The organism is Bradyrhizobium sp. UBA2491, assembly GCF_002341725.1.
GTDB lineage: Bacteria > Pseudomonadota > Alphaproteobacteria > Rhizobiales > Xanthobacteraceae > Bradyrhizobium.
The window spans coordinates 7,501-31,073 of sequence record NZ_DDOP01000103.1 but is presented as its reverse complement, the minus strand read 5'-3'; the positions used below and the strand labels follow the sequence as shown (position 1 = coordinate 31,073).

General features: G+C 65.4%; 23 protein-coding genes. 14 read left to right on the top strand and 9 right to left on the bottom strand.

Translation table 11 applies throughout. The annotated features are described in order from the left end of the window. The coding region (locus tag B2W55_RS33485; RefSeq protein ID WP_291532739.1) for a peptidoglycan-binding domain-containing protein at window positions 1–530 on the top strand (530 nt) is incomplete at its 5' end. Between the two features lie 9 nt (window positions 531–539). Here B2W55_RS33485 and B2W55_RS33480 read toward each other — a convergent pair. Continuing rightward, window positions 540–1,934 (bottom strand): ankyrin repeat domain-containing protein, encoded by a 1,395-nt coding sequence (locus B2W55_RS33480; RefSeq protein WP_291532738.1) that lies wholly within the window; start codon window positions 1,932–1,934, stop codon window positions 540–542. 473 nt (window positions 1,935–2,407) lie between these two features. Here B2W55_RS33480 and B2W55_RS33475 point away from each other — a divergent pair, with 473 nt between their 5' ends. Further along, window positions 2,408–2,752 (top strand): DUF1491 family protein, encoded by a 345-nt coding sequence (locus B2W55_RS33475; protein WP_024579521.1) that lies wholly within the window; start codon window positions 2,408–2,410, stop codon window positions 2,750–2,752. Here B2W55_RS33475 and B2W55_RS33470 read toward each other — a convergent pair. Continuing rightward, window positions 2,749–3,720, bottom strand: a complete 972-nt coding sequence (locus tag B2W55_RS33470; protein ID WP_024579522.1) for a DUF2336 domain-containing protein — start codon at window positions 3,718–3,720, stop codon at window positions 2,749–2,751. The genes B2W55_RS33475 and B2W55_RS33470 overlap by 4 nt on opposite strands. 255 nt (window positions 3,721–3,975) lie before the next feature. Between B2W55_RS33470 and B2W55_RS33465 the strand changes: the two genes are divergently transcribed. Both B2W55_RS33465 and B2W55_RS33460 read left to right on the top strand, forming a co-directional pair. Beyond that, window positions 3,976–4,170, top strand: coding sequence for a hypothetical protein (locus tag B2W55_RS33465; protein WP_024579523.1), 195 nt, complete (start codon window positions 3,976–3,978; stop codon window positions 4,168–4,170). 16 nt (window positions 4,171–4,186) lie between these two features. Then, complete coding sequence (locus B2W55_RS33460; RefSeq protein ID WP_291532737.1) at window positions 4,187–4,954, top strand: hypothetical protein; 768 nt, start codon at window positions 4,187–4,189, stop codon at window positions 4,952–4,954. Here the strand turns inward: B2W55_RS33460 and B2W55_RS33455 are convergent. Continuing rightward, on the bottom strand, window positions 4,951–5,811 hold the full coding sequence (locus B2W55_RS33455; RefSeq protein ID WP_024579525.1) for a LysR family transcriptional regulator: 861 nt from the start codon (window positions 5,809–5,811) through the stop codon (window positions 4,951–4,953). The two genes, B2W55_RS33460 and B2W55_RS33455, sit on opposite strands and share 4 nt — an antisense overlap. A gap of 91 nt (window positions 5,812–5,902) precedes the next feature. Between B2W55_RS33455 and B2W55_RS33450 the strand changes: the two genes are divergently transcribed. After that, the gene (locus tag B2W55_RS33450; RefSeq protein WP_024579526.1) at window positions 5,903–6,745 is read left to right on the top strand and encodes an MBL fold metallo-hydrolase; all 843 of its coding nucleotides are present in this window, start codon (window positions 5,903–5,905) and stop codon (window positions 6,743–6,745) included. On the opposite strand, the gene B2W55_RS33445 is transcribed toward B2W55_RS33450, so the two are convergent. The 3 genes from B2W55_RS33445 to B2W55_RS33435 are packed head-to-tail and all read right to left on the bottom strand — an operon-like array spanning window position 6,746 to window position 10,231. Then, a complete protein-coding gene (locus B2W55_RS33445) occupies window positions 6,746–7,369 on the bottom strand; it encodes a DUF1254 domain-containing protein (RefSeq protein WP_024579527.1) in 624 nt (207 codons plus the stop codon). It abuts the gene before it with no gap. Next, window positions 7,366–7,944 carry a DUF1214 domain-containing protein gene (locus tag B2W55_RS33440; protein ID WP_024579528.1) on the bottom strand — a complete coding sequence of 193 codons (579 nt, stop codon included), beginning with the start codon at window positions 7,942–7,944 and terminating at the stop codon, window positions 7,366–7,368. The genes B2W55_RS33445 and B2W55_RS33440 overlap by 4 nt, the downstream gene beginning before the upstream one ends. Window position 7,945: 1 nt before the next feature. Then, window positions 7,946–10,231 (bottom strand): transglycosylase domain-containing protein, encoded by a 2,286-nt coding sequence (locus B2W55_RS33435; protein ID WP_024579529.1) that lies wholly within the window; start codon window positions 10,229–10,231, stop codon window positions 7,946–7,948. Window positions 10,232–10,518: 287 nt separating this feature from the next. Between B2W55_RS33435 and B2W55_RS33430 the strand changes: the two genes are divergently transcribed. The 7 genes from B2W55_RS33430 (at window position 10,519) to B2W55_RS33400 (ending at window position 19,242) form a co-directional block, all read left to right on the top strand. Then, window positions 10,519–11,043, top strand: a complete 525-nt coding sequence (locus B2W55_RS33430) for a YcgN family cysteine cluster protein (protein ID WP_024579530.1) — start codon at window positions 10,519–10,521, stop codon at window positions 11,041–11,043. A 177-nt stretch (window positions 11,044–11,220) separates the two neighbouring features. Further along, on the top strand, window positions 11,221–12,816 hold the full coding sequence (locus B2W55_RS33425; RefSeq protein WP_024579531.1) for an MDR family MFS transporter: 1,596 nt from the start codon (window positions 11,221–11,223) through the stop codon (window positions 12,814–12,816). A gap of 543 nt (window positions 12,817–13,359) precedes the next feature. Then, the gene (locus tag B2W55_RS33420) at window positions 13,360–14,583 is read left to right on the top strand and encodes an ABC transporter substrate-binding protein (protein ID WP_024579532.1); all 1,224 of its coding nucleotides are present in this window, start codon (window positions 13,360–13,362) and stop codon (window positions 14,581–14,583) included. Window positions 14,584–14,676: 93 nt separating this feature from the next. Continuing rightward, on the top strand, window positions 14,677–15,552 hold the full coding sequence (locus tag B2W55_RS33415) for a branched-chain amino acid ABC transporter permease (RefSeq protein ID WP_024579533.1): 876 nt from the start codon (window positions 14,677–14,679) through the stop codon (window positions 15,550–15,552). A gap of 1 nt (window position 15,553) precedes the next feature. Beyond that, entirely contained in the window at window positions 15,554–16,480 is a 927-nt protein-coding gene (locus B2W55_RS33410; protein WP_024579534.1) for a branched-chain amino acid ABC transporter permease, read from the top strand. Then, a complete protein-coding gene (locus B2W55_RS33405) occupies window positions 16,481–17,959 on the top strand; it encodes an ATP-binding cassette domain-containing protein (protein ID WP_024579535.1) in 1,479 nt (492 codons plus the stop codon). A 38-nt stretch (window positions 17,960–17,997) separates the two neighbouring features. Further along, on the top strand, window positions 17,998–19,242 hold the full coding sequence (locus B2W55_RS33400) for an ABC transporter substrate-binding protein (RefSeq protein ID WP_029878839.1): 1,245 nt from the start codon (window positions 17,998–18,000) through the stop codon (window positions 19,240–19,242). Between the two features lie 115 nt (window positions 19,243–19,357). Here B2W55_RS33400 and B2W55_RS33395 read toward each other — a convergent pair whose 3' ends face one another. Next, window positions 19,358–21,160, bottom strand: coding sequence for a thiamine pyrophosphate-requiring protein (locus tag B2W55_RS33395; protein WP_256372053.1), 1,803 nt, complete (start codon window positions 21,158–21,160; stop codon window positions 19,358–19,360). Between the two features lie 155 nt (window positions 21,161–21,315). On the opposite strand from B2W55_RS33395, the gene B2W55_RS33390 reads away from it, so the two are divergent. Further along, window positions 21,316–21,480 (top strand): Flp family type IVb pilin, encoded by a 165-nt coding sequence (locus B2W55_RS33390; protein WP_024579538.1) that lies wholly within the window; start codon window positions 21,316–21,318, stop codon window positions 21,478–21,480. An 18-nt stretch (window positions 21,481–21,498) separates the two neighbouring features. Here the strand turns inward: B2W55_RS33390 and B2W55_RS33385 are convergent, their stop codons facing one another. Both B2W55_RS33385 and B2W55_RS33380 read right to left on the bottom strand, forming a co-directional pair. Further along, window positions 21,499–21,735: a hypothetical protein gene (locus tag B2W55_RS33385; protein WP_024579539.1), complete on the bottom strand. Its 237-nt coding sequence runs from the start codon at window positions 21,733–21,735 to the stop codon at window positions 21,499–21,501. A gap of 43 nt (window positions 21,736–21,778) precedes the next feature. Further along, window positions 21,779–22,756: a Ku protein gene (locus tag B2W55_RS33380; RefSeq protein WP_024579540.1), complete on the bottom strand. Its 978-nt coding sequence runs from the start codon at window positions 22,754–22,756 to the stop codon at window positions 21,779–21,781. Between the two features lie 233 nt (window positions 22,757–22,989). Between B2W55_RS33380 and B2W55_RS33375 the strand changes: the two genes are divergently transcribed. Next, window positions 22,990–23,160, top strand: coding sequence for a hypothetical protein (locus B2W55_RS33375; RefSeq protein WP_157817183.1), 171 nt, complete (start codon window positions 22,990–22,992; stop codon window positions 23,158–23,160). Window positions 23,161–23,573: the final 413 nt, after the last annotated feature.

The following is a 23,573-nucleotide window of genomic DNA, read 5'->3' as shown; positions in this document are numbered from 1 at the left end:
GCGGTTCGGTGGTGACGCTGCCGCCGCCGGCCCCGGTTGCCGCGGCCGCCAATCCGCTACCGCGTCCGCGCCCGGCGGAGGCCGCCGCGCGGTCAGCCGAGACGGCCGTGCTGGATACGCCGAAGCCGGTCGATGTGAAGCCGGTCGAGACGAGGCCGGTCGAGACCAGAGCGGTTGAGCCCAAACCGGTTGAAGCAAAGCCGGTCGAAGCGAAGCCGGTCGATCCCATGGCCAACCTGGTCTTGAAGTCGACCGCCGCGCCGCCGGCGGCCGCACCGTCGAACGCACTTCGTCCGCCGGCGCCGATCCCGACCGCGCATCTCAGCCCGGCCGGGCGGCGGATCGCCGCGGTCCAGCGGACGCTGACCGAGTATGGCTACGGCCAGCTCAAGCCGACCGGTACGATCGGGGCTGATACCCAGACCGCGATCGCCAAGTTCGAGCGCGCCCGCAAGCTGCCGGTGACCGGGCAAATGTCCGATCGCCTGGTGCACGAACTCACCACCATGATCGGCCGGCCGATCGAATAGACCGGCGCCTCACGCCGCGTCGCCGAGCAGCACCTCTCTGACCTCGTCGGAGAACAGCTTCTTCCGCCCTGCGACCAGAAGCCATTCCGGATCGTCGCGATCCGGAATTCCATGCGGCATGCCGTGATCGAGCAGCGCCTGCGCGCAGCCCGCCCAGTCGCCGCCCTCGACCGGTTCGTTGCAGGATGCCCACGACAATGAACCGGAGGCGTTATCGCCGAAGCCGTGCTGCTCGGTCCATTGCGCGCCATGCTCGAGCAGGAAGCGTGTCAGTCCGGCATTGCCGCGGAAAACCGCGTGATTGAGCGCGGAGGCGTCCCAGTCGCCGGCGCGCACCGCGATGGGCCAGCCGAGTTCGACCATCAGCCGCACCGCGTCGTCGGCTCCTGCCGCCGCGAGTTCGGGCAGCAGGCGCAATTGCTGCGGCGACAGTGTGGCCGGAAGGTCGGGTCGGGCGGCCCGGATCTGCCGTGCTTCCCTTTCATTGCCGCTCGTACAGGCGGCGACAAACAGCTCGTCGTCGGTGAGCGGTTCGGCGCCAGCGCGTTCGCGCAGCAACTCGGCGACCTCGCTCAGGCCGAACTGTAGCGCGTAGCGGTACGCGCTGACACCATTGGGAGTCGCCGCGTGCGGGTCGGCGCCGGCGTCAAGCAGCATCGCGATACATCGGCGGGATCGTCGCCGCCGAATGGCCCACATCAGCGGTGAGCCGGAATCGCTCGTGGGGGCGTTGCGGGCAGGCTCGTTCGGATTGCCGCCGTGTTGCAGCAGGAGCGCGAGCGCAGCCACGTTCTCGGTGTCGAGCACCTTGTACATCGCATAGGCCTCGGGAATCCGCGCGCCGTGTTCGAGCAGAATGCCCGTCGTCACGAAGGCGTCCAGCGAGTGATACAGCGACTCTCCGTCGTTCGGATCGGCGCCGGCCTCGAGCAACAGTCTGGTCAGTTCGAGATCGTGGTTCTGGCCGGCGGCGCCATAGAGCGCCGACAGCGGATTGCTGTCGTCGGGTGCCGCGAGCGTGCCGGGCGGCCAGCGGCTGCCGATCCTCTGGTTGGGATCGGCACCAGCCTGCAGCAGCTGGCGGGCGCAGCGAAGCAGCCGCGGCTGGAACCCGGGAAGCTGCAGCAGGCTGGAATGCGCGACCGCGACCAGCGGCGGCAATCGCAGCGGTCCGCCGGCGCGATTGACCCAGGCAGGATCGTTGGCCGCCGCCTGTTGAACCGCTGCTTCGTCGCCCACGGCGCAGGCGAGGTAGGGATCGCCGGCGACGAGGCCGGGATCCTCGGCGAGCATGCGTGCGGCCACGCGCGGGTGGGCGCGATTCGAGCCGCCGTCGATATCGCTGGCGTAGACGAGCTGCAGCCAGCGCCGCACGCGATCGGCCTTGCTCTTGCCCGGCGGCAATTGCGCCTCGACATAGCGCCGCAGGTCGGGCCAGGAGGCAAAGCCAAGATCGCGCGCGATGCAGGACTGCGCGTCGTGGAGCCGGAGATTGAGCGCGATGATGTCAGCGTCGCTGCGCCCGGACGCCGACGGCAGCGATCGACGGAATCGGGAAAGTGCCTCCGGGGCTTGCCGCCGGTAAAGACGGATCAGCTCCTTGGCCTGCTTCTTCAGATGTTCGAGATTCAATCGCGCGCGCGATCGGTCCATGAAAACCTCCGTGCATCAATGGCCGATGGTCCACAAAACCGGCTGCACAAAGGCTTGATTTGCCGCATCAATGTTGCAAGTGGGTTCGACCCTTCCCGTGGACCCGGGCGCGGCTTGCACCGCGACGTGAAGGATATGGGCGGTTGCGGTGACGGTCAACCCGCCAGCGTCGGCCGCATCTGTGACAATTGGACGGGCCGCCGTCGCTGGCCTATAGGTCGCGCATGCGATTGAAAACCAGCATTTGGGTCGCGGCCTATCTGCGCCGCTGCCAGACCGAGGGTGTGTTCGGCGCGATCCGCAAGAAGGGCGCCGAGGAGGCCGGGGCGGTATTCGTCAAGGTCGCGCTGATGGATGGCAATGCGATGCTGTATACGCCGGCGCCGCAGACGGTCTACGACGACAGCCGTCCGGCCGAGCGGCTGTTCGTGCCGACTGCGCCGCAGCCGGTGCCCGAGCCTTCGGTCGAAGAGCGCTTGACCAAGGAATTGCGCTTCGATCCCGACGCCTGGATCGTCGAGACCGAGGATCGCGCCGGACGGCACTTTCTCGATCTGGCGAAGAGCTAACTTCCAGACTTCTGATTGCGGATCGCCGGCGCGCTGCCGGGCTGCGCGGCCGGTCGCGCCTGCGTCGGTGCGGCTCGCACGCGATGGCGCTCGTCATCATAGAGCGACGAGCGATATTTGGCGCGGGCCACCGCCATGGTCGAGCCGCGCCATGCCGCCAACATCACCAGCGCGGAGCGCTCGCTGAGCCGATCGTACAGCCGCGACAACCGGTAGACATAGTTGACCGACGAGCCGGCTTCCGGATTGAGGAACATCAGGATGCGCTGGAACGCGGCGCTCGACATTTCAAGCGCCCGCATCGCGCAGGCGAGCGGCTCCCCGCCGGGATCGTTGACCACCTCGGCGGCGATCCGCGACGGCAGGATCAACGCCTCGCCGAGCTCGAGCGTGAAATTGTCGATGTCCTCGGCGAACGCCGCCATCTCCAGGATATGGATCGCGCGCGCGGCGCGTGCGGCCGGAATCCTTGCCGCGGCCTTCAGCCGCGTCTCCTGCAGATTATGCAGGATCTGCGCGCGCTCCTTGGCGTTGGCGGCAAAGAACATGTCGGAGATTTCGGCGGCATCGGTCGGCCGCATCGCAAGGCTCGCCGCCATCCGCAACTCGGCTTCGGTCGGGATCCTGGCGGGCTGCGTCGACGGCGCCGCCGCGGGAATTGCAGCAGCCGTCGGCACAGGCTGGTCGGGATCAGCGCGTCGCAGGCCGAGCTTGTCCATGATCGCAGCGGGCGTCGCCGGATAGATCGCCAGCCGCGCGCGGACGGCAGCACGGGTCGCGTCATCGACCTCGTCGATCAGGCGCGACGTCAACTCGACGAACTGACGCTCTTCATCTTTGGAGTGCGCGCTCGCCTGCACATAGAGGTCGGTCAGGACACGCAGCAAAGTGGGGCGGATGTCGACGCCCTCACGGCGCGAGAGCGTCATCAGCCCATCGAAACCAGGAAATAGCGGAGCTGCGCTCATCTCGGGCGTACGCGACTTGCCAGTAAGATTCGGTTTGAAAAACCCTGTGGCAACGAGCCTACGCAGGCTGCTTTAAGAGGTGGTTAAGGAAAACAAGCCGTGAAGGCCTATGCTCGAATTTGCGTGTCCCATAGGGCACAGCGCCAGATCCGTAACCGTCCGTATCGGCCGGTTAAGATGCCGTTAACCATACGCGTTCTTAACTCGGCGGGCGCGGGGCAAATCATGTCCGTGCGGGGCCAGAGAGAACGGAACATGGGCACCATCGTTGAGTTTCCGGCGGATGCGGCTGCGCGGCGGCCAAGCATGGCCGGTGCTGCCGGCGAAGGCATGGGGACCGTGCTGATCCTTCCCGTCGTGCGGATCGAACGAACGACCGAGGAGACCGGCGGTGGTCGCGGACCGGAGCAGGGGACTGCGCAGGGCCGCCGTCGCCGTCGCCGCTCCTGATCACGGATATCGTGCGATGCCGGAGCTTGCGCAACGGACCGCTGGTCGGCGGTCTCTTCCGGCGCTGATCCTGCTGCTGGCGGGCTCGGCGCTCGCAGGCTGTAGCGGCGGCGATTTCGGCCGCACCCGCGCCGATTTCCGCAACGACGACATGCATCGCTGGATGGGCGCGGAGGCGACCGGCAGCGTCGGCAAGAAGGCCTCGCAGTTCCAGCTCACCGAACAAGAACGTCAGCTGCGCGATCTCGCCTATCAGTTCATCGAGCCGCCGCTGTCGCGGCCGGCGTGGAAGAGCGTGTTCGGCGACTACCAGCCGCTGCCCGCGCCCTGGCGGCAGAAGGTGGTGTTCGATCGCACCGCCTATGGCCGCAATCTGATCGACGAGCCGCATCGTTCCTTCGCCTCGCGCTATTCGCTGCTGATCGACCAGGTGCGCGACGACATCACCCGGTTCGAGCCGTTCTTCGCCACCGCGATCCAGGTGATCGAGCTCGACCGCAAGCGCAATGCCAGCCTCAACGTGATCTCCGACCTGTCGCCGCGCGAGAAGGCCGATGCGGTGGCGCGGATGGAAGAGAACACGCTGATCGTGCAGTGGGTCCAGCAAAGCCTGGAGCGGCGGATCTCGTCCTATCGCTGGGCGCTGGAGCGGCTGGTGATCCAGGCGCCCGACGGCATGGCCGCCGACGCCGACCGCCAGATCAACGAGCTCGCCCGGCTCACCGCCAATGCGCCGCTGGTCTCCGCGCCGGTCGCGGGCCAGGCCGTGGTCTCGAAGGGCTAGGCGCGCTTCATTCTCCTTGTGGCCGACGTGACGCGGCGACTGCCCGGTTGTCGGGGCAGGCTCGCAATGAACTGCTTCAGCGCATCGGAGGGCGGCTGCGCCGATGGGTAGGCGAGGCCGACCTGGCGCGTGACATCGACATCGATCGCACGCATCGCGACGTCGGGATTGCCGCGCGCCACGCCTTCGGGGACGATCGCGACGCCGACCCCGGCCGCAACCAGTGCCATCGCCCATTCCTCGGATTCCGCGATCGCCACCGGCCTGCGCCGCGGCGAGCTGCGCTTGAAGAACTCCTGCTGTTCGCAATGGCAGCGGTCGATCATCGGAACATCAGCGAAGTCGGCGGTACGAAGTCGATCCTTCAGGGTAAGGGGATGCGACGGCGGCAGTGCCGCGACGTAGCGCTCGCTCCATAGCGGGATGAAGTGCTCGACCGCGTTGATCATGGTCTTCGCGACGATCCGCGCGTCGGCCGTCTCGTTGGCGCCGACCAGCCGAAGCGCGAGATCGGCATTGCCGGTCAGCGGCTTCAGCAGGGCGATGGTCCGGGCCTGATCGAGCGTCCGCAACAGGCCGAGCGTCAATGCCTGCGTCGTCGCCGGCTTGCGGAACAGGTTTCGTGCCGCGTCCGCCTCGTCGATGATCTTACGGGCGATGCCGTGGAATTGCGCGGCTGACTCCGTCGGCGCCATCCCCTTCTTGTGCCGGATGAACAGCGTGGTGCCGAGCTCAGCCTCGAGGTTGGTGATCGCCGCCGAGATCGACGGCTGCGAGATGAAGCAGCGCTTCGCCGCGGCCGTCAGGTTGCGCTCGCGGTAAACCGCGGCGAAGTAGCGGAGTTCGCGGATATCCATAGGCATATCCTATCGTAGAGATAGACAGACAATATTTTACCTATGGAGCGGCGAGTGGCAAGCCTGCACTGGTTTTAGCGGAGGACTGGTCATGCGCATCCACCATCTCAACACCGGCACCATGTGCCCGATCGGCAAGCGGCTCGTGAACGGCAGCGGCAGCATCTTCCAGCGCGGGCGGATGGTCTGCCACTGCCTGTTGGTCGAGAGCGATGACGGCCTCGTGCTGATCGACACCGGGATCGGGCTTGGCGACATCGCGGACCCGCCGCGGCTCGGCCGCAAATGGGTGCGGCGGACCACACCGCGGCTCGATCCGGCCGAGACCGCCGTCCGGCAGGTCAAGGCGCTCGGCTTCGCGCCCGACGACGTGCGCCATCTGCTGCTGACCCATCTCGATCGCGACCATGCCGGCGGCGTGCCGGACTTTCCGAAGGCCAAAGTGCATGTCCATCGCAGGGAATACGACATGGCGGTGACGCATCGGGTCGCGCCGCCCGTGGGGCGTTACGTCACGGCGCAGTGGCAGCACGGGCCGGACTGGACGTTCTACGGCGACGACGGCGAGGACTGGTTCGGTTTCAAGGGCGTGCGTGCGCTCGGCGATCGCGAGCCGGACATTCTGATGGTCCCGCTGCCCGGCCACACGCTGGGCCATTGCGGCATTGCGGTGCGCGACAGGGACGGATGGCTGCTGCACGCCGGTGATGCCTATTTCCACCACGCGCAGCTCGATGCAACGCCGCGGATCCCGCTGGTGCTCGGCCTGTTCCAGCGCCGCGCCGACATGGATCGCGCGACGCGGATCCAGAACCAGGAGCGGCTGCGGCAATTGAAGGCGGCGCATGGCGCCGAGGTCACGATCGTCAACAGCCACGATCCCGTCGACTACGAGACCTGCCGCTGCGGCCGGCACGCGCTCGCAGCGAGTTAGCTAGCGCTTCCGTGCCGCGGGCGGCGGGGCTGGCGCAGGCAGGGGAGGTGGTGTCGCGTCCGGCTTGGCGGCGACGGGCTCGGCCTGCACCTTGCACGACGACGCCGCGAGCGAGGCCTGCGCCTGCGGCATCAGGCCGGGCTCCGGCGCCAGCGCCTTTAGGAGGATCAGGCCGGTCTCGGTCGGCGAGTCGATGATCAGCCGGTCGGCGGCGGTGACGTCCTCGTCCTCCGGCAGCTCGTTGTGCTGGGCTTCCGTCATCAGGTCGAGTTCGATCACCTTCTTGCCGGCGGAGCGGTCGTTGATCGCGTAATAGGCGACCTCGTTGCGGGTGTAGAACGACACCGACGTATAGGCCTGGCTGACCGGCACGGTGAGCTTGAGCGGCCCGGTGGAGAGATCGTAGCGGCAGATCGCCACCGCGAAGGCCGGATCCATCAGCGGCATCGGAGCATGGCTCGGGTCGGCCAGCGGCAACTGCGTCACCTCGTTCAGCTTGGTCACCGGCGTCAGCCGCGAATAGGCGTCCTGCGAGGCGATGCGCGGCAGCGCCAGCACGCTGACGAGGTGCACCACGCCGCCGAGCAGCACGCCTGCGAGGATGGTGAACAGCACGCGGATCATGGGCAGCCTGTCGTCGTGATCGCGGGCATCGGCGCGTCGCGCTGGGTGCGGGTCGCGACCCCGACCGGCGTGTCGTAGAGCCGCAGCATCAGCGCGTAGCGCTCGATGCCGCCGGTCGGCAGCCAGTTGCCGGCGCGCGAGCGCGAAGCGATGTGGATCTCGAAGGTGCCGTCGGAGGCGCGCATGATCTCCTGGCTGGTGAAGCCGTAGCGTTGCAGCGAATTCGCCACCAGGTGGCCCTTGCGATCGAACAGCGTCAGCGTCCAGAACCGCGCCGCCGGCGTCACGCCGCTGACCACGATGTCGCAGCGGCCGTCGAGTGGCTTGTTCTTGTCGTCAGTGGTCGCCGAGAACGCGATGCCGTCGCCGGTGCCGATCGGCAGCTCGCCGCTGCGCGCGATGGTGGCGCGCGAATAGGGATCGACGTCGGAGGTGCCGTTCTTCGGCCGCGCCGTCCAGGCGCCGATCTTCAGCGTGCCGAGATCGGTGCCGCGCGTCGCCGTCGCGTAAGTCAGGCCGAGGCCGACGGCGGTGGCGATGATGAGGGCCAGCAGGGTTGAGAGGAGGAGCCGCACGTCAGTTCTTGCGTGGCGCAGCCGTTGTCGCGCCGTCCGGCCCGGCCGCGGCAACGTAGTTTTCGGGGAACGCCAGCGCGCTCGAGGATTCCGGCTTGCCGGCTTTCGACGGTTCGTTCAGCGTGGCCTTGCCGGTGGACTTGTCGTTGCTCCGCGCGGCGTCGTCGAGCAGCTTCTCGACCCGCACCAGGATGTCGGCACCGCGCTTGGTCAGCACCGGCGGCGGGCCCGGCTTGGTCTCCAGGACGCGTGGCCCCGCGTTGGCCTGGGCATTGGCCTGCGCCGGCTGTGGCGGCAGCTTCTGGCCCATGCCGACCCCGTTGAGCTCGCGCACTTCCACGCCCTGATGCGCGGCCACCATGATGTCGTGCCAGGTCTGCGCCGGCAGCGAGCCGCCGGTCATGCGGTTGGTCGGCGAATAGTCGTCATTGCCGTACCACACCGCGCAGGTGAAGTTGCCGGTGTAGCCGACGAACCAGGCGTCGCGATAGGCGTTGGTGGTGCCGGTCTTGCCCGCGGTCGGAATGCCGTCGAGCGCGGCGCGGCGCGCGGTGCCTTCGCTGACCACGTGGCTCATCATGCCGGCCATGTCGGCGGCGATGTTAGGCGGAATCGCCTGTCGCGGCTTCGGGCCGTCGCGGTCCCAGCGCCACACCAGATCGCCGGCACCGGTGCGCACCTCGAGCACCGAATGCGGCGTCACCGCCTTGCCGCGGTTCGGGAAGGTTGCATAGGCCACCGCATGCTCCAGCACCGTGACTTCGTCGGAGCCGATCGGCATCGACGGCGTATCGGGTAGCGGCGCCGTGAGGCCGAAGCGCCGCGCGACCTCGATGATCTTGGCGCGGCCCGCTTTCGGTCCTTCCTTGCCGCCGAGCATGATCGAGAGCTTTACCGGCACCACGTTGATCGAGCGGGTGATCGCCTGGGTCAGCGTGACCTGACCCGAATAGGAATGGCCATAGTTCTGCGGGCACCAATTGCCGATGCAGACCGGGCCGTCGACGATCTTGGAGTTCGGCGTGAAGCCGTTCAGCAGCGCCGTGGTGTAGACATAGGGCTTGAACGACGAGCCGGGCTGCCGATAGGCATCGGTGGCGCGGTTGAACTGGCTCGAGCCGTAATCGCGGCCGCCGACCATGGCGCGGATGCCGCCGTCGAGATCGGACACCACGGTTGCCGCCTGCGTCGCGTGATAGTCGCGGCCGAACTGGCGGAGCTGGTTCTCGATCGCTTCCTCGGCCGCGTGCTGCACGTTCATGTCGATCGCGGTGCGGACCACGAAGACGCGCTCGGTGTAGGATTTCGGGAAGGTGTCGACCAGCTTGCGCATCTCGTCGAAGGCGTAGTCGAGATAGTAGTTCGGCGAGTTCTCGTCGCGCCGGTCGACCGCGACCGCCGGGTTGCGGCGGGCGCCGAACACCTGGCCCTCGGTCATGAAGCCGGCGTCGACCAGATTGTCGAGCACGACATTGGCGCGGGCTCGCGCGGCGGGCAGGTTGATGTGCGGGGCGTATTTGGTCGGCGCTTTGAACAGGCCGGCGAGCATCGCGGCTTCCGCGAGGTTCACGTCGCGCACCGACTTGTTGAAGTAGAAATGAGCGGCGCCGTCGACGCCGAACGTGCCGCCACCCATATAGGCGCGGTCGAGATAGAGCTTCAGGATCTCGTTCTTGGTCAGCCGCGTCTCGAGCCAGATCGCGAGGAAGGCTTCCTTCACCTTGCGCTCGATGGTGCGCTCATTGTTCAGGAACAAATTCTTGGCGAGCTGCTGGGTGATCGACGAACCACCCTGGCGAACGCCGCCGGCCTGCGCGTTGGTGACCAGCGCGCGGGCGAGACCCGGAATGTCGATGCCGAAATGGTCATAGAAGCGGCGGTCTTCGGTCGCCAGCGTCGCCTTGATCAGATTGTCCGGGAAATCTTCCAGCGGGATCGAGTCATTATGCTTGATGCCGCGGCTGCCGATCGGGTTGCCGTAGCGGTCGAGGAAGGTGACCGCGAGGTCTGATTTCTTCAGCCAGTCCTCGTCGGCGGTCTCGCGGAAGGCCGGGATCGCCAGCGTCAGCATCAGGATCATCCCGCCGAGCCCGATGGTCGCGGCTTCCGACAGCGGCTCGATGAACACCCAGCGCTTCCAGCGGCCGACATAGAAGCGGTCCATGAAGGTGGAATAGCGCTCGTAGAGCTCGCGCAGGCCCTTGCCCGACGAGAACAGCGTCGAGTCGATACGCGCATCGAGATCCAGGAAGAAGTTCCGGACCTTCTGTTTCCAATGCGACGGCATGATCTGAAGGACCGGACCCTTGATCAGTTCGACAGCGCTGCGGGCGCCCCAACCGGGCGCAGGTCAGCGTCTTGCTTCGATGTTGCGGCAATCCCAAGGCGCTTTTGCGTCGTTGGGGACTCGTTCCTCGTTCTAACCGAGCGGCTGCCATAAACCAATGGCGCGGCTTGTGAATTTAATGAAAGCCCTAACGCTGCCCACCGCCTTTTGCGACCCCGCATTCGCGCCCCCTTGCGCACCCGGCGCCGGCATCCCAAGAAGAGTGGCACCGTCATTTCAGGAATAGCATGACCGCACCGCCCAAGCGCCCGTCGGGCCAGGAAGGATTCTTCTGGAAAACCAAGACGTTGGAACAGATGTCCAGCGCCGAATGGGAGAGCCTGTGTGACGGCTGCGCACGGTGCTGCCTGGAGAAGCTCGAGGACGAGGACACCGGCAAGATCTACTTCACCCATATTTCCTGCAAGCTGCTCGATTCCGGCCTGTGCGCCTGCAAGGACTATCCGAACCGCTCCGAGCAGGTCCCGGATTGCGTCCGCCTGACCCCGGAAAACGTCCGGACCTTGAACTGGCTGCCGCCGAGCTGCGGTTACCGGCTCGTCGCCGAGGGGCGGGACCTTTATTGGTGGCATCCCCTGATCTCGGGAGATCCCAACACGGTCCATGAGGCCGGCGTCTCGGTGCGCGGGCGGGTGGAGGGCACCGAGCTCGACGTCAACGACGCCGATCTCGAGGATCATATCGTGCGCTGGCCGGCCCTGCTGCCGAAGCGGGCACAATTGAAGAAGCGGCCGAAGCTCTCCAAGACGTGAAGATGACGTTGCCGCCGCCGTCGTCGGCCGGCCTGCAATCACGTCATCGCGAGAACATCGCCGTGGGATGCACCCATGCGCTGGGGTGCCTGCCTCAGCAGCGAATTGCTGCATAAATTGCGGCGTAGAGAATGATTCCCTCGCGGGACGCGCCCGCGCAGCAGCATTACGCCCCAAATGAACAAGTATGAACGGCAGAGCCGTTTTCCTGCCGACCAATCGACATTGCCTGACGAGATTGCCGAAGAGCTGTCCCACCTTCCGAGCGAGGTGATCGAACTCAGCGACGCGCCGCCGCTGGCGCCGCCGGCACCGCTCAATCCGGACGAAGTCCGCACCATCGTGATCAGCCTGATGCTGACGATGTTCCTGGCCGCGCTGGACCAGACCATCGTCGCAACCGCGCTGCCGACGATCGGGCGCCAGTTTCACGACGTCACCAATCTTTCCTGGGTGATCACGGCCTATCTGCTGGCGTCGACCGCGGTCGCGCCGGTGTTCGGCACGCTGAGCGACATCTATGGCCGCCGCGTCATGATCATCACCTCGCTCAGCCTGTTCGTGGTCGGCTCGGTGCTGTGCGCGATCGCGCCCAGCATGACCATGCTGATCATTGCCCGCGGCCTGCAAGGGCTCGGTGGCGGCGGCATCATGCCCGTGGTCCAGACCGTGATCTCCGACGTGGTCACCCCGCGCGAGCGTGGCCGCTACCAAGCCTATTTTTCCAGCGTCTGGATGGCCGGCGGCATTCTCGGCCCGGTGGTCGGCGGCGTGTTCGCCGAACATCTGCACTGGTCGATGATCTTCTGGATCAACCTGCCGCTCGCGGCCGCCGCGCTGGCACTGCTGCTGCCGAAGATGAAGAAGATCCCGGTGTTCCACCGCAAGCGCAAGGTCGACTGGCTCGGCGGCATCCTGCTGATGGCCTCGGCTGTCGTGCTGATGCTGGTGCTGACCTGGGGCGGCACCCGTCTGTCCTGGTTGTCGCCGACCATCACCGCGATGATTGGTGCCTCGATCGCGCTCGCCGTCGCCTTCGTCTGGCACGCCCGCCGCGCCGACGAGCCGTTCCTGCCGCTGTCGCTGCTCGGCGGCTCGGTGGTGCCGTTCGCGATGGGCGCGGGCGGCTGCGCGCTCGGCGCCATGGTCGGGCTCACCGTGCATCTGCCGCTCTACTACGAGGTGGTCTATCACCTCACGGCCAGCGAGGCCGGCCTGGCGCTGATCCCGCTCGCGGCGATCTCGACCTGCGGCGCGGCGATCGCCGGCCGGACCATGGCGAAGGCCAAGCACTACAAGCGGGTCGCGATCGTCGGCACCTCGGTTGCTGCGATCTGCGCCGTCGGCATGGCGGTGACGACGCTGCCGCTGTGGGGCCTGCTGACCCTGATGAGCGTGTTCGCGCTCGGGCTCGGCACCACATTCCCGATCAGCGTGGTGTCGTTGCAGAACGCGGTGGCGCGACCGCAGGTCGGCACCGTGACCGGCGCGATGAACTTCTTCCGGGCGATGATGGCTTCCTTCACGGTCGCCGCCTTCACCACGATCCTGCTGATGACGCTCGGCACCGACATCTCGCTCGCCGGCGAGCACCACGCCGCGGCCGCCGGCAGCGTCAACGCGATTCCGATGGCCGACATGATCACCGCCTTCCGCTACGTGTTCGGCGCTGCCGCCGTGCTGCTGACCACCGCCGCGATCTGCATGATCACGATGGAAGAGCGACCGCTCGCCGGCCCCGCGACGCGGCCCGCGGTCGAGATGGCGGAGTAGGGTGGGGTTCTCCCGAGTGTCGTCCTGGCGAAAGCCAGGACCCATTACCCCGACTGCGAATTGTTGAGCGACGCGGGGGCCACGATCCCTACGACAACCCCAACCGGTGGTTATGGGTCCTGGCTTTCGCCAGGACGACGATGTTGATGATGCTCGATTCAACGTCTCAAACCACGTGATGTCATCACCCGCGCTCGTCCCTATCCACCCCGTCATTCCGGGGCGCGCGAAGCGCGAGCCCGGAATCCATCGACCCACAGAGCAAGTGGTTGAATGGATTCCGGGCTCTCGCTTCGCGAGCCCCGGAATGACGTGAGGAGAGATTTTCGCCCCCCGACTCTTATTCCCCGCTGCCTCATATTTATTCAGCCTGTCTGCTCCGACCCACTACTTTAGTTGTCGTCCATGCATGGCGATCCGCGCGCGGTTTCACTTGCTGCGCATTTTGTCGCAGCTATAGTCCCGCCCCAAGAGCTCGAAGCAGCCCAACAAGACGAGGAGTGAAACAGCGTGACAAGAACATCGCGACTGCCATTTCATGCGATGCAGCAATTCGCCGGAGCAGCCGCTTTGGGCCTTGTGGCGCTCGCGCCCAACGCGGCGCAGGCCGCCGACACCCTCAAGATCGGCGTGATCGCCGAGGCGCAGGCGATTGCCGGTGCATCGATCCCGCAGGCGGCCCAGATGGCCGCCGACGAGATCAACGCCAAGGGTGGCATCGACGGCCGCAAGATCGAGGTCATCAGCTACGACAACCATTCATCCTCGGCGGATTCGGTGCGTGCATTCCAGCGCGCCGTCAACGAGGACAAGGTCAATGTCGTCATCGCGAGCTACATCTCCGAGGTCGTGCTCGCGCTCGAGCCGTGGGCCTCGCGGCTGAAGACGCCGTTCGTCACGCCCGGCGCGGCCTCCAACGAGATCAGCAAGAGCGTTCATGCCGACTACGACAAGAACAAGTACACCTTCCACGGCTACCTGACATCGGCGGCGCTGGCACTGTCGGTGTGCGATGCCGCCAAGGATCTGCTGGTCGATCAGAAGCACATGAAGACCGCGGTCATCATGAGCGAGGACGCGGCCTGGACCAAGCCGCTCGACGTCGGCTACGAGGAGTGCCTGCCGAAGATCGGGCTCAAGGTCGTCGACCATATCCGCTTCTCGCCCGACACCACCGACTTCACGCCGATCTTCAACAAGATCGAAGGCACCAAGCCCGACGTGATCATCACCGGCATCTCGCATGTCGGCGTGCAGCCGACGGTGCAGTGGAAGAACCAGCAGGTGCCGATCCCGATGTTCGGCATCTCCTCGCAGGCGACCAACGAGACCTTCGGCAAGGACACCAACGACGCGGCGGAAGGCGTGCTGTATCAGGGCGTGTCCGGTCCGAACGTCGCGGTGACGCCGAAGTCGGTGCCGTTCGCGGAGGGCTTCAAGAAGCGCTACGGCAATTATCCGTCCTATGCCGGCTACACCGCCTATGACGAGGTTTACTACATCGCCGATGCGGTGAAGCGCGCCGGCTCGGTCGATGCCGACAAGATGGTCGACGCGCTGGAGAAGACCGACTGGGAAGGCACCATCGGTCGGGTCCAGTTCTACGGCAAGGACGACCAGTTCACCCATTCGATCAAGTACGGCAAGGGCCTGATCACGGGATTGATGCTGCAGTGGCAGGGCGGCAAGCAGGTCGCGGTCTGGCCGAAGGAGGTCGCCAAGAGCGACCTCAAATTCCCGAGCTTCGTCAAGGTCACCACGAACTGATTGAAGATCATGCTCCCGGGTCCTCCCGGGAGCATCGGTTTTTCGGTTCCGCGTCCTCCACAACAGGCAGCCAGCTGCCGCGGCCAATTTGAGATGCTTGCCTTACAAATCCTGATCGATGGCTTTGCCATCAGTGCGCTCTATGCGCTCGGCGCGACCGGCTTCACCCTGATCTTCGGTGTCTCCGGCGTTCTCAATCTCTCCCACGGTGCCATCATGGTGGCCGCAGCGGTCGCGGCCTGGGCTGCGGCGAGCGTGCTGCACCTCGACATCTACACAGGCGCGCTGGTCGGCGTCGCGGTCGCGCTGGTCATGGCGTTCGCGACCTATTTCGTGGTCGTGAAGCCGATCCAGAACTCGAGGCGGATCCCCAACGAGGAGAAGGAGATCTTCGTCCTCACCGGCACCCTGCTGTGGGGCATCATGATCCAGGAGCTGATCGCCTATTTCTTCACCAACAATGCCAAGACGGTGCTGCCGATCGTCGAGGGCGTCGTCGATATCTTCGGCAACCGCACCCCGCGCAACAACATCTTCACCGCGGTGGTCTGCTGTCTCGTGATCGGCCTGCTCTGGCTGCTGGTCAATCGCACGCGGACCGGCAAGGCGGTGCTGGCGGCCTCGATGAATCCGCGCGGCGTCACGCTGCTCGGCCTCGAGCTCACCCAGATCTATGTCGTGGTGTGGGGCATCTACGGCATCTTGGCCGGCATCGCCGGCGTGCTGCTCGGCATGTTCCTCGGCGTCAGCTCGTACAGCGTCGGGCCGCTGACTGCGAGTGCGTTCTCGATCGTGGTGCTCGGCGGTCTCGGCAGCGTTTCCGGCTCGCTGATCGCGGCCTTCGTGGTCGGCTACCTCGAGACCCTGACCGCCTATCTGGTCTCGCCCGCCTACCGCACCATTCCGGCGCTGCTGCTGCTGGTGCTCGTGATGTATCTGCGGCCGCAAGGCCTCTTGGGGAGGCGCTGAGATGGCCAAGTTCTTCACCTCGCGCCTGTTCTTCATTTCGCTGGTCTGCGTCGTGGTCGCCGCGACGCTGCCGTTCTACGTCTCGGGCTACATCCTCGGTCTGCTCACCGTCGCGTTCTATTTCGGCGTGTTCGCGATGGCCTGGGACCTGCTGTTCGGCTTCGCCGGCGAGGTCAATTTCGGCCCGACTTTCCTGATCGGCACCGGCGCCTATACCGCCGGCATCCTCAACGCCCAGTTCGGCTGGTCGGTCTATCTCTGCATCCTGCTCGGCGCGCTGGCCTCTGTTGTCGCGGGTTTCGTGTTGGCGCTACCGGCGCTGCGGGTGAGGGGGCCGTATTTCGGCCTCACCACGCTGGTCGCGGTGCTGATGCTGCAGAATTTCATCGTGGTGTTTGCCGACCTCACCGGCGGCGAGATAGGGCTCACCATCCCCGACGTCATCACCATCAATGCCGGCGCCAATTACTGGATCGCGCTCGGCTTCATGACCATCAGCGCCGCGATCCTGTACGGGCTGTCGCAATCGCCGGTCGGTCTCGTGCTGCAAGCGAGCGGACAGGACCCGGTGCAGGCTGGCGCGCTCGGCTTCAACATCGTCAAGCACAAGCTCGCGGCCTTCATCGTCAGCGCGTTCTTCTCCGGATTGTCGGGCGCGCTGCTGGTGTTCTACTTCGGCACCGCCTCGGTCGGCACCGTGGTCGACGTCGCGGTCGGCGTCAACGTCATCGTCTCCGCCGTGCTCGGCGGCCGGCGCACGGTGCTGGGCGCGGCGCTCGGCGCCATCTTCCTGATCGTGGCCGGCGAATTCCTGCGCCCGACCGGCGAGCTTGCGACCTTCATCGTCTCGGCGGTGGCGCTGCTCGTCGTGCTGTTCTTCCCCGGCGGTTTCCTCGGAGCGGCCCTGTCACGCGAGGCGCGCTCCTAAATGGATCAGACCGTGACCACTGCAACGCTCACCGTCCGCGGATTGACCAAGAGATTCGGCGGCCTGACCGCGGTGAAGAACCTGAGCTTCGAGCTGCATCCCGGCGAGATCCTCGGCCTGATCGGGCCCAACGGCTCGGGCAAGTCGACCGCGATGAAGAGCGTGATGGGCATCGAGCGCCCGACCGCCGGCGAGGTGCTGTTCGAGGGCGAGAATGTCGCCGGCCTGCCCGCGCACAAGATCGCGCGCAAGGGCTTCGGCATGGTGTTCCAGCACTCGCGGCCGCTGAACCGGCAGACCGTGCTGGAGAACATCATGGTCGCGCTGCTGCCCGACAGCCTGTTCATGTTGTTTCCCGACAAGGCGCTGACCGAGCGCGCCAAATGGATCGCCGATCGCGTCGGGCTCGGCGCGGTGATGGATCGACGCCCACCGACGCTGCCCTTCGCCGACCTACGCCGGCTCGAGCTCGCCAAGGCGATCGCGCGTGATCCAAAAGTCGTGCTGGTCGACGAGCCGTTCGCGGGCCTCACCAGCGCCGAGGTCGGCACCTTCTCGCAACTGATCCGCAGCTTCCGCGACGAGGGCCGCGCGGTGATGCTGGTCGACCACAACGTCAAGAGCGTCGCAGCCCTGGTCGACCGCGTACTCGCGATGTATCTCGGCGAGGAGATCACGACCGGCCGCGCCGAGGACGTGATGAAGAACGAGACCGTGCGGCGGGTCTATCTCGGCGGGGCGATCGAGACTCATGCGCGGCCTGAGACCTCGTTCAAGGACAAGGTGCCGCTGCTGCAAGTCGAGAATGTCAGCGTGTATTATGGCAAGGCGCAGGCGCTCGAGAACGTCTCGATCCACGTCCACGAGGGCGAGTTCGTTTCGGTCGTCGGGCTGAACGGCGCCGGCAAGACCACGCTGTTCAACACCATCTCCGGCTTCCTGCCCTACACCGGCGAGATCCTGCGCGGCGGCGAGAAGCTGCGCGGCACGGGGCCCGCGAAGATTGCCCGCTCCGGCCTGGTGCAATGTCCGGAATCGCGCGAATTGTTCGGCGAGATGACGGTGCGGGAAAATCTCGACCTCGGCGGCCAGCATCTCGACGATGCGGCGCGGGCCAAGCAGCTCGCCTGGCTGTTCGAGCTGTTCCCGATCCTGAAGGAGCGGCAGGGCCAGATGGCGCAGACGCTGTCCGGCGGCGAGCAGCAGATGCTGGCGATCGGCCGCGCACTGATGATGCAGCCGCAGATCCTGATCCTGGACGAGCCGACGCTCGGGTTGGCGCCCGTCATCCTCGAATTGTTGTCGAAGGCGCTGGAGAAGCTGCGCCAGACCACCAAGATCACGGTGCTGCTCGGCGAGCAGAACGTGACCTTCGCGCTTCCGCATGCCGACCGCGTCTATGTCTTGGAGCACGCACGGATCGTCTGGGAAGGCGATCCTGGCCGGTTCGCCGCGGAGGCCGGCAAGGACTTTCTCTGACGTTCGACGATTGAAAAATAACAAAGCAAAGGGAGATGATGATGTCAGGATACTCAACCGCCGCCCGCGCGAGCCTGTTGGCCACTGCGCTCGGGCTCTGCCTCGCGGCGCCGGCCTATGCGCAGTCCAAGGACCCGATCAAGATCGGCGTGATCGCCGAGGTGCAGTCGATCGCGGGCGCGGCCACCCCGGGCGGCGCGCAGATCGCGGCCGACGAGATCAACGCCAAGGGCGGCGTGATGGGCCGCAAGATCGAGATCGTCACCTACGACAACAAGAGCTCGTCGGCCGATTCAGTGCGCGCGTTCCAGCGCGCGGTCAGCGAGGACAAGGTCTCGGCCGTGATCGCGAGCTATATCAGCGAGGTCGTGCTGGCGCTGGAGCCGTGGGCCTCGCGCCTGAAGATGCCGCTGATCACGCCCGGCGCCGCCTCGAACGAGATCACCAAGGCGGTTCACAACGACTATGAGAAGAACAAGTACACCTTCCATGGCTACCTGACCTCGGCCGCGCAGGCCCAGATCGTCTGCGACGCTGCCAAGGAGCTGCTCGTCGACAACCTCAAGTTCAAGTCGGCGGCGATCATGAGCGAGGACGCGGCCTGGACCAAGCCGCTCGACGCCGGCTATGAGGCCTGCCTGCCCAAGGCCGGCCTGAAGGTGGTTGAGCACATCCGCTTCTCGCCGGACACCACCGACTTCACGCCGATCTTCAACAAGATGGAAGCCGCCAAGCCCGACGTGATCGTCACCGGCATCTCCCATGTCGGCGTGCAGCCGACCGTGCAGTGGAAGAACCAGCAGGTGCCGATTCCGATGTTCGGCATCAGCGCGCAGGCGCTGAGCCCGTCGTTCTGGGGCGACACCAACGGTGCCGCTGAAGGCGTGCCCTCGCTTGCGGTGGCGACGCCGAATGTCGCGGTGACCCCGAAGACCAAGCCGTTCGCGGCCGCGTTCAAGGCGAAGTTTAACGTCGAGCCGGCCTACACCGGCTACACCGCCTATGACGAGGTCTACATCATCGCGGAAGCGATCCAGCGCGCCGGCTCGACCGATCCGGACAAGATGGTGGCCGAGCTCGAGAAGACCGACTTCGAGGGCACCATCGGCAAGATCCAGTTCTACGGCAAGAACGACGAGTTCACCCACGGCATCAAGTCCGGCCCGGGCACCGTCACCGGTCTCGTGTTCCAGTGGCAGAACGGCAAGCAGATCACGGTCTGGCCAAAGGCGATCGCGGAAGGCAAGCTGAAGTTTCCTGACTTTGTGAAGCTGTCGCAGTAGGGGCGGTCGCAGCAGTCTCGTCATTGCGAGCGAAGCAATCCATTCCGTCACAAGCGGAGATATGGATTGCTTCGTCGCTTCGCGCCTCGCAATGACGGCTGAGAGAGCGGCCGCCTCACGTCCCCGGCCGCGACACCTCGGTCTCCTTGCTGGTGATGAACTCCAGCAGCACCGGCACGCCCTCTTTGGTCTTCTGGATGCCGCGCTTGATCGCGGGGATGATGTCCTCGGGCTTGGTCACCCGCTCGCCATAGCCGCCGAAGGCCCGCGCCATCGCGGCGTAGTCGCCGGAGATGTCGGTCGAGCGATACTTCTCGGTCGAGATCGGCATCACCTTCAGTTCGATCGCCATCGAGAAATTGTTGAGCAGGATCGACATGATCGGAATCCGCTCGCGCACCGCGGTCTCGAAGTCCATTCCCGTGAAGCCGATCGCAGCATCACCCCAGACGTTGATGCAGAGCTTGTCGGGTTTTGCCAGCTTGGCGCCCATCGCCAGCCCAAGGCCATAGCCGAGCTGGGTGGTCTTGCCCCAGCCGATATAGGACAGCGGCTCGACCGACTTCCAGAACGGCGACAGCTGGTCGCGCGGGCTGCCGGCGTCGTGGGTGATGATGGTGTTGTGGATGTCGACGGTGTGCTGCAAGTCCCACAGCACGCGGTACGGATTGAGCGGCGCGTCGTTGTGGGTCAGCTTCGGCATCCATTTGGCGAGCCACTCCTTGTGCGAGGCGGCGATCTCCTCGGCGACCGCGCTGGCACTGCGGTCCGCAGTCACCGTTTTGCCGATCTCCTCGAGCAGCGCGTCGAGCACCAGGCCGGCGTCGCCGACCAGCCCGACCTTGGCCTCGACATCCTTGTTGATGTGGTTCGGGTCCAGCGTCGAATGGATGATGGTCTTGCCCTTCGGCATCGCGATGCCGAACGAAGTCTCGGTGAAGGAGCAGCCGATGCCGAAGATCACGTCGGCCTCGGCGAGGAATTTCGGCACCGCGCGCGGCACCGCGAGGCCGCCGGAGCCGAGCGACAGCGGATGCGTCTCCGGGAAGGACGATTTGCCGCCAAGGCTCGTGGTGACCGGGATTGCGAGCCGCTCGGCGAGGCGCTTCAGCTGCGGCCAGGCTTTTGCGTAATGCACGCCCTGGCCCGCATAAATCACCGGTCGCTTGGCGTTGACGAGCAGGGCGGCGGCTTCCTTGATGTGGACGGGGTCGGCGCCGTAACGTGTGCGCAGCACCGGCGTGTAGTTCAGCGGCTCCGGCACGTCCTCGTTCCACATGTCGGCGGGGATTTCGACGATGACAGGTCCGCCGCGGCCGTTCTTCAGTCTGGTGAAGGCGCGGCGGAAGATGTTGCAGACCTCGGCTGCGATGTTGATCGGCTCCGAGGACTTCGAGAACGCCTTCATCGCCTGGCTGGAGTTGAAGTTCGGGTCGATATTGGCGAGCCGGCGCGCATAGCCCATCGGCAGCACCAGGACGGGGACGGATTCGCCATAGCATTGCGCGACGCCGCCCATGGCGTTTTCGGCGCCCGGGCCGTGCTGCATGCAGAACGCGCCGATCTTGTCGCCCGAGGTGATGCGGGAGATCGCGTCGGCCATGTGCACGCCGATGCGCTCCTGGCGCACCATCACCGGGCGGATGTCGGCCGCGGCGGCGTACTCGATCAGGTGGTTGACCGGATAGCCCGTGAGGATCTCGATCCCCTCGCGCTTCATGATTTCCGCGATCGCGGTGCCGAGCTTCATGACGGTCACTCCCTCTGGATGCGGCCGGTTCGTTCCGGCCTCGTTGTCGCCTGTCCGATAAAGGAACAGGATTCCGCCGCCAGGGTAAAGCGGCGCCGCGGCCGGATCAGGTAGTCCTGATATGCGTTTACGCCCAATCGCGGCGTCGCCCGCCGCTGCGCGGCGCAAACACGCCGGCAAAACTGGCGAGAAAATTGTGCGCAACCTTTAAGCGTTCGTTCATCCTTTCCATCAATGGGCCGTCAACCAATGAGGCCTAGTTTGACTGGCATATTGCTACGGCGCAGGACACCAAACCGCGAGCGCCGGACAGGAGCTTTTTCATGCGCGCGTTGCTGGCAAGATTTCTGCGTGATGAGGTCGGGGCGACGGCCATCGAATACGCCATCATCGCCGGCGGCATCAGCATCGTGATCGTCGCGGGTGTCAGGGGCATCGGCACCAGCGTCAGCGGCCAGTTCAACGCCGTCAGTTCCGCATTCAAGTAAACGCCGTCGGACACCAACTCAGTCGCCTGCGTCATCTCCGTTCAACGCGCGCAGCATCGCGATGCGCGCGAACATCAGCCAGCCTGCGCCGCGTTCAGCAGCGTTGATCAGATGCTCGACCGCGATCTGCCAGCGCGGCTCTTGCTGGGCATCTTCCGATAGCTTCATGATGTAGTCGGCAGCCTGCTGCAATGTCAGCAGCGTGCCGCCGCGATGCAGCGCGATCGGTTCATCAAACGGCGTCGACCAGGGCATCTCGGCAACTGGGGATCGGGATCATCGCGTGCCGCTTGTCGGGTCAGCCGACCTTCTTGCGGGCCGCGCTGCCCTGCGCGCGGGCGGGCTTCTCGGCCTTCTTCGGCTCGGGCTTGGCGACTTCCTTGGGCTCGCGCTTGCCGCTGCCCGAGATCGGCAGCAGCATCTCGCGCTGGCCCTCGATGCGCTTCTTCGGCTTCTTGCCTTTCGCCACCTTCGCTTCGGCCTTGGCAGGCGCGGCCTGCTTCTCGTTGGCGAGGCTCTTCTTCAGAGCATCCATCAGGTTGATGACGTTGCCGCTGGCTTTCGCCGCGGGCTTCGCGATCTTGATGCCGTTGCGCTTCTGGTTGATCAGGTCGATCAGCGCCTGCTCGTAGCGATCCTCGAACTCCTCCGGATCGAACTCGGCGGACTTCTGTTCGACGATGTGCTTGGCGAGATCGAGCATATCCTTGGTGATCTTCACGTCCTGGATGTCGTCGAAATATTCCTTCTCGCTGCGCACCTCGTAGGGGTAGCGCAGCAGCGTGCCCATCAAGCCGTTGTCGAGCGGCTCGAGCGCGATGATGTGCTCGCGGTTGGTCAGCACCACGCGGCCGATCGCGACCTTGTCCATGCTGCGGATGGTCTCGCGGATCACCGCGAAGGCGTCGTGGCCGACCTTGCCGTCGGGCACGAGATAATAGGGGCGGATCAGATAGCGGCTGTCGATCTCGCTGCGCGGCACGAATTCGTCGATCTCGATGGTGCGGGTCGAATCCAGCGCGATGTCGTCGAGCTCTTCCTTGGTGACCTCGATATAGGTGTCGGTGTCGACCTTGTAGCCCTTCATGATGTCGTCGGCAGACACTTCCTCGCCGGTCTCCGCGTCGACCTTGGCGTATTTGATGCGGTGCCCGGTCTTGCGGTTGATCTGGTTGAAGGAGACCTTTTCGGTATCCGATGTCGCCGGGTACAGGGCAACCGGGCAGGTCACGAGCGAAAGGCGCAAAAAGCCCTTCCAGTTGGCGCGGGGGGCCATAGGGAAAACTCCGATTACGCAACCGACGGAACGGTCAAGGATAACACCGGGAACCCCAGTTTGAAACAACGCGGCCTGGTGAATTTGGCAACGGCGTTAACCGTAGCCTCGCCTTGCGCCGGTTTGGCGCGATGGGAGCGCGGGGCGGACGGGTCAACCGGCTCGGAACATCGCTCCGGATCATGCGTTGGCCCTCCGCGAAGAGGAGCAGCAATCGCCGGAATTACAGGCACTTGAGCAAAGAGGTCGCTATGGCAACGGAACGACACGGTCAGATCATTGAAACCCCGACCGAGGCGCGCCAGGCCGAGCCGGGACCTTCGGTTCTCGCGCTGCTGACAGCCTCGACGGGGCTCGCGTTCCTGATCCTGGGTGTCATCTGGTTCGCGTTTTTCCGCGTCTGATACCAATATCGTTGATCGCCGCGCGAGAAGGCCTCCCCCAATGTTAACCGAGGTGCCGCGCAACGGACCGCATCCGACACATCGGCCAGCCGCCCGAAGCCCGTCCGCGAGACATCCCGACGCAATAATGATGCGTGCGGTCGATCACGGTTGCAGTATTGCCGCGCGGCGCCTTGTGCCGCCATCGTCGATCCGGAAGATCGTGCCTTCAGACATTCCAGCGCATGGATTGCTGCAATCCATGCGCTGGAATGTNNATGCTGCCGTGACCGCTGAAGTCAAAGCCCGGACCATGTCGCGCAGAATTTTTTGAACCAGGAATCTTCTCGATCGACGGCGCGCGACGTCACGAGATTTTGCACCCGGAATCTCTGATGCACGCTGCCCGTGGCGCGTCACGAGATCATCGAAAT

Coding starts and splice junctions, on each gene's coding strand:
- B2W55_RS33445 (WP_024579527.1), bottom strand. CDS start 7,369: ATGATCCGCGTGCTGTTCACCATCCTCGCAGGCGTGCTGCTCGGCGGC.
- B2W55_RS33465 (WP_024579523.1), top strand. CDS start 3,976: ATGGGCACCATCGTTGAGTTTCCGGCGGATGCGGCTGCGCGGCGGCCA.
- B2W55_RS33430 (WP_024579530.1), top strand. CDS start 10,519: ATGACCGCACCGCCCAAGCGCCCGTCGGGCCAGGAAGGATTCTTCTGG.
- B2W55_RS33380 (WP_024579540.1), bottom strand. CDS start 22,756: ATGGCCCCCCGCGCCAACTGGAAGGGCTTTTTGCGCCTTTCGCTCGTG.
- B2W55_RS33390 (WP_024579538.1), top strand. CDS start 21,316: ATGCGCGCGTTGCTGGCAAGATTTCTGCGTGATGAGGTCGGGGCGACG.
- B2W55_RS33450 (WP_024579526.1), top strand. CDS start 5,903: ATGCGCATCCACCATCTCAACACCGGCACCATGTGCCCGATCGGCAAG.
- B2W55_RS33470 (WP_024579522.1), bottom strand. CDS start 3,720: ATGAGCGCAGCTCCGCTATTTCCTGGTTTCGATGGGCTGATGACGCTC.
- B2W55_RS33475 (WP_024579521.1), top strand. CDS start 2,408: ATGCGATTGAAAACCAGCATTTGGGTCGCGGCCTATCTGCGCCGCTGC.
- B2W55_RS33400 (WP_029878839.1), top strand. CDS start 17,998: ATGATGTCAGGATACTCAACCGCCGCCCGCGCGAGCCTGTTGGCCACT.
- B2W55_RS33435 (WP_024579529.1), bottom strand. CDS start 10,231: ATGCCGTCGCATTGGAAACAGAAGGTCCGGAACTTCTTCCTGGATCTC.
- B2W55_RS33405 (WP_024579535.1), top strand. CDS start 16,481: ATGGATCAGACCGTGACCACTGCAACGCTCACCGTCCGCGGATTGACC.
- B2W55_RS33455 (WP_024579525.1), bottom strand. CDS start 5,811: ATGGATATCCGCGAACTCCGCTACTTCGCCGCGGTTTACCGCGAGCGC.
- B2W55_RS33385 (WP_024579539.1), bottom strand. CDS start 21,735: ATGCCCTGGTCGACGCCGTTTGATGAACCGATCGCGCTGCATCGCGGC.
- B2W55_RS33425 (WP_024579531.1), top strand. CDS start 11,221: ATGAACAAGTATGAACGGCAGAGCCGTTTTCCTGCCGACCAATCGACA.
- B2W55_RS33460 (WP_291532737.1), top strand. CDS start 4,187: ATGCCGGAGCTTGCGCAACGGACCGCTGGTCGGCGGTCTCTTCCGGCG.
- B2W55_RS33420 (WP_024579532.1), top strand. CDS start 13,360: ATGCAGCAATTCGCCGGAGCAGCCGCTTTGGGCCTTGTGGCGCTCGCG.
- B2W55_RS33415 (WP_024579533.1), top strand. CDS start 14,677: ATGCTTGCCTTACAAATCCTGATCGATGGCTTTGCCATCAGTGCGCTC.
- B2W55_RS33410 (WP_024579534.1), top strand. CDS start 15,554: ATGGCCAAGTTCTTCACCTCGCGCCTGTTCTTCATTTCGCTGGTCTGC.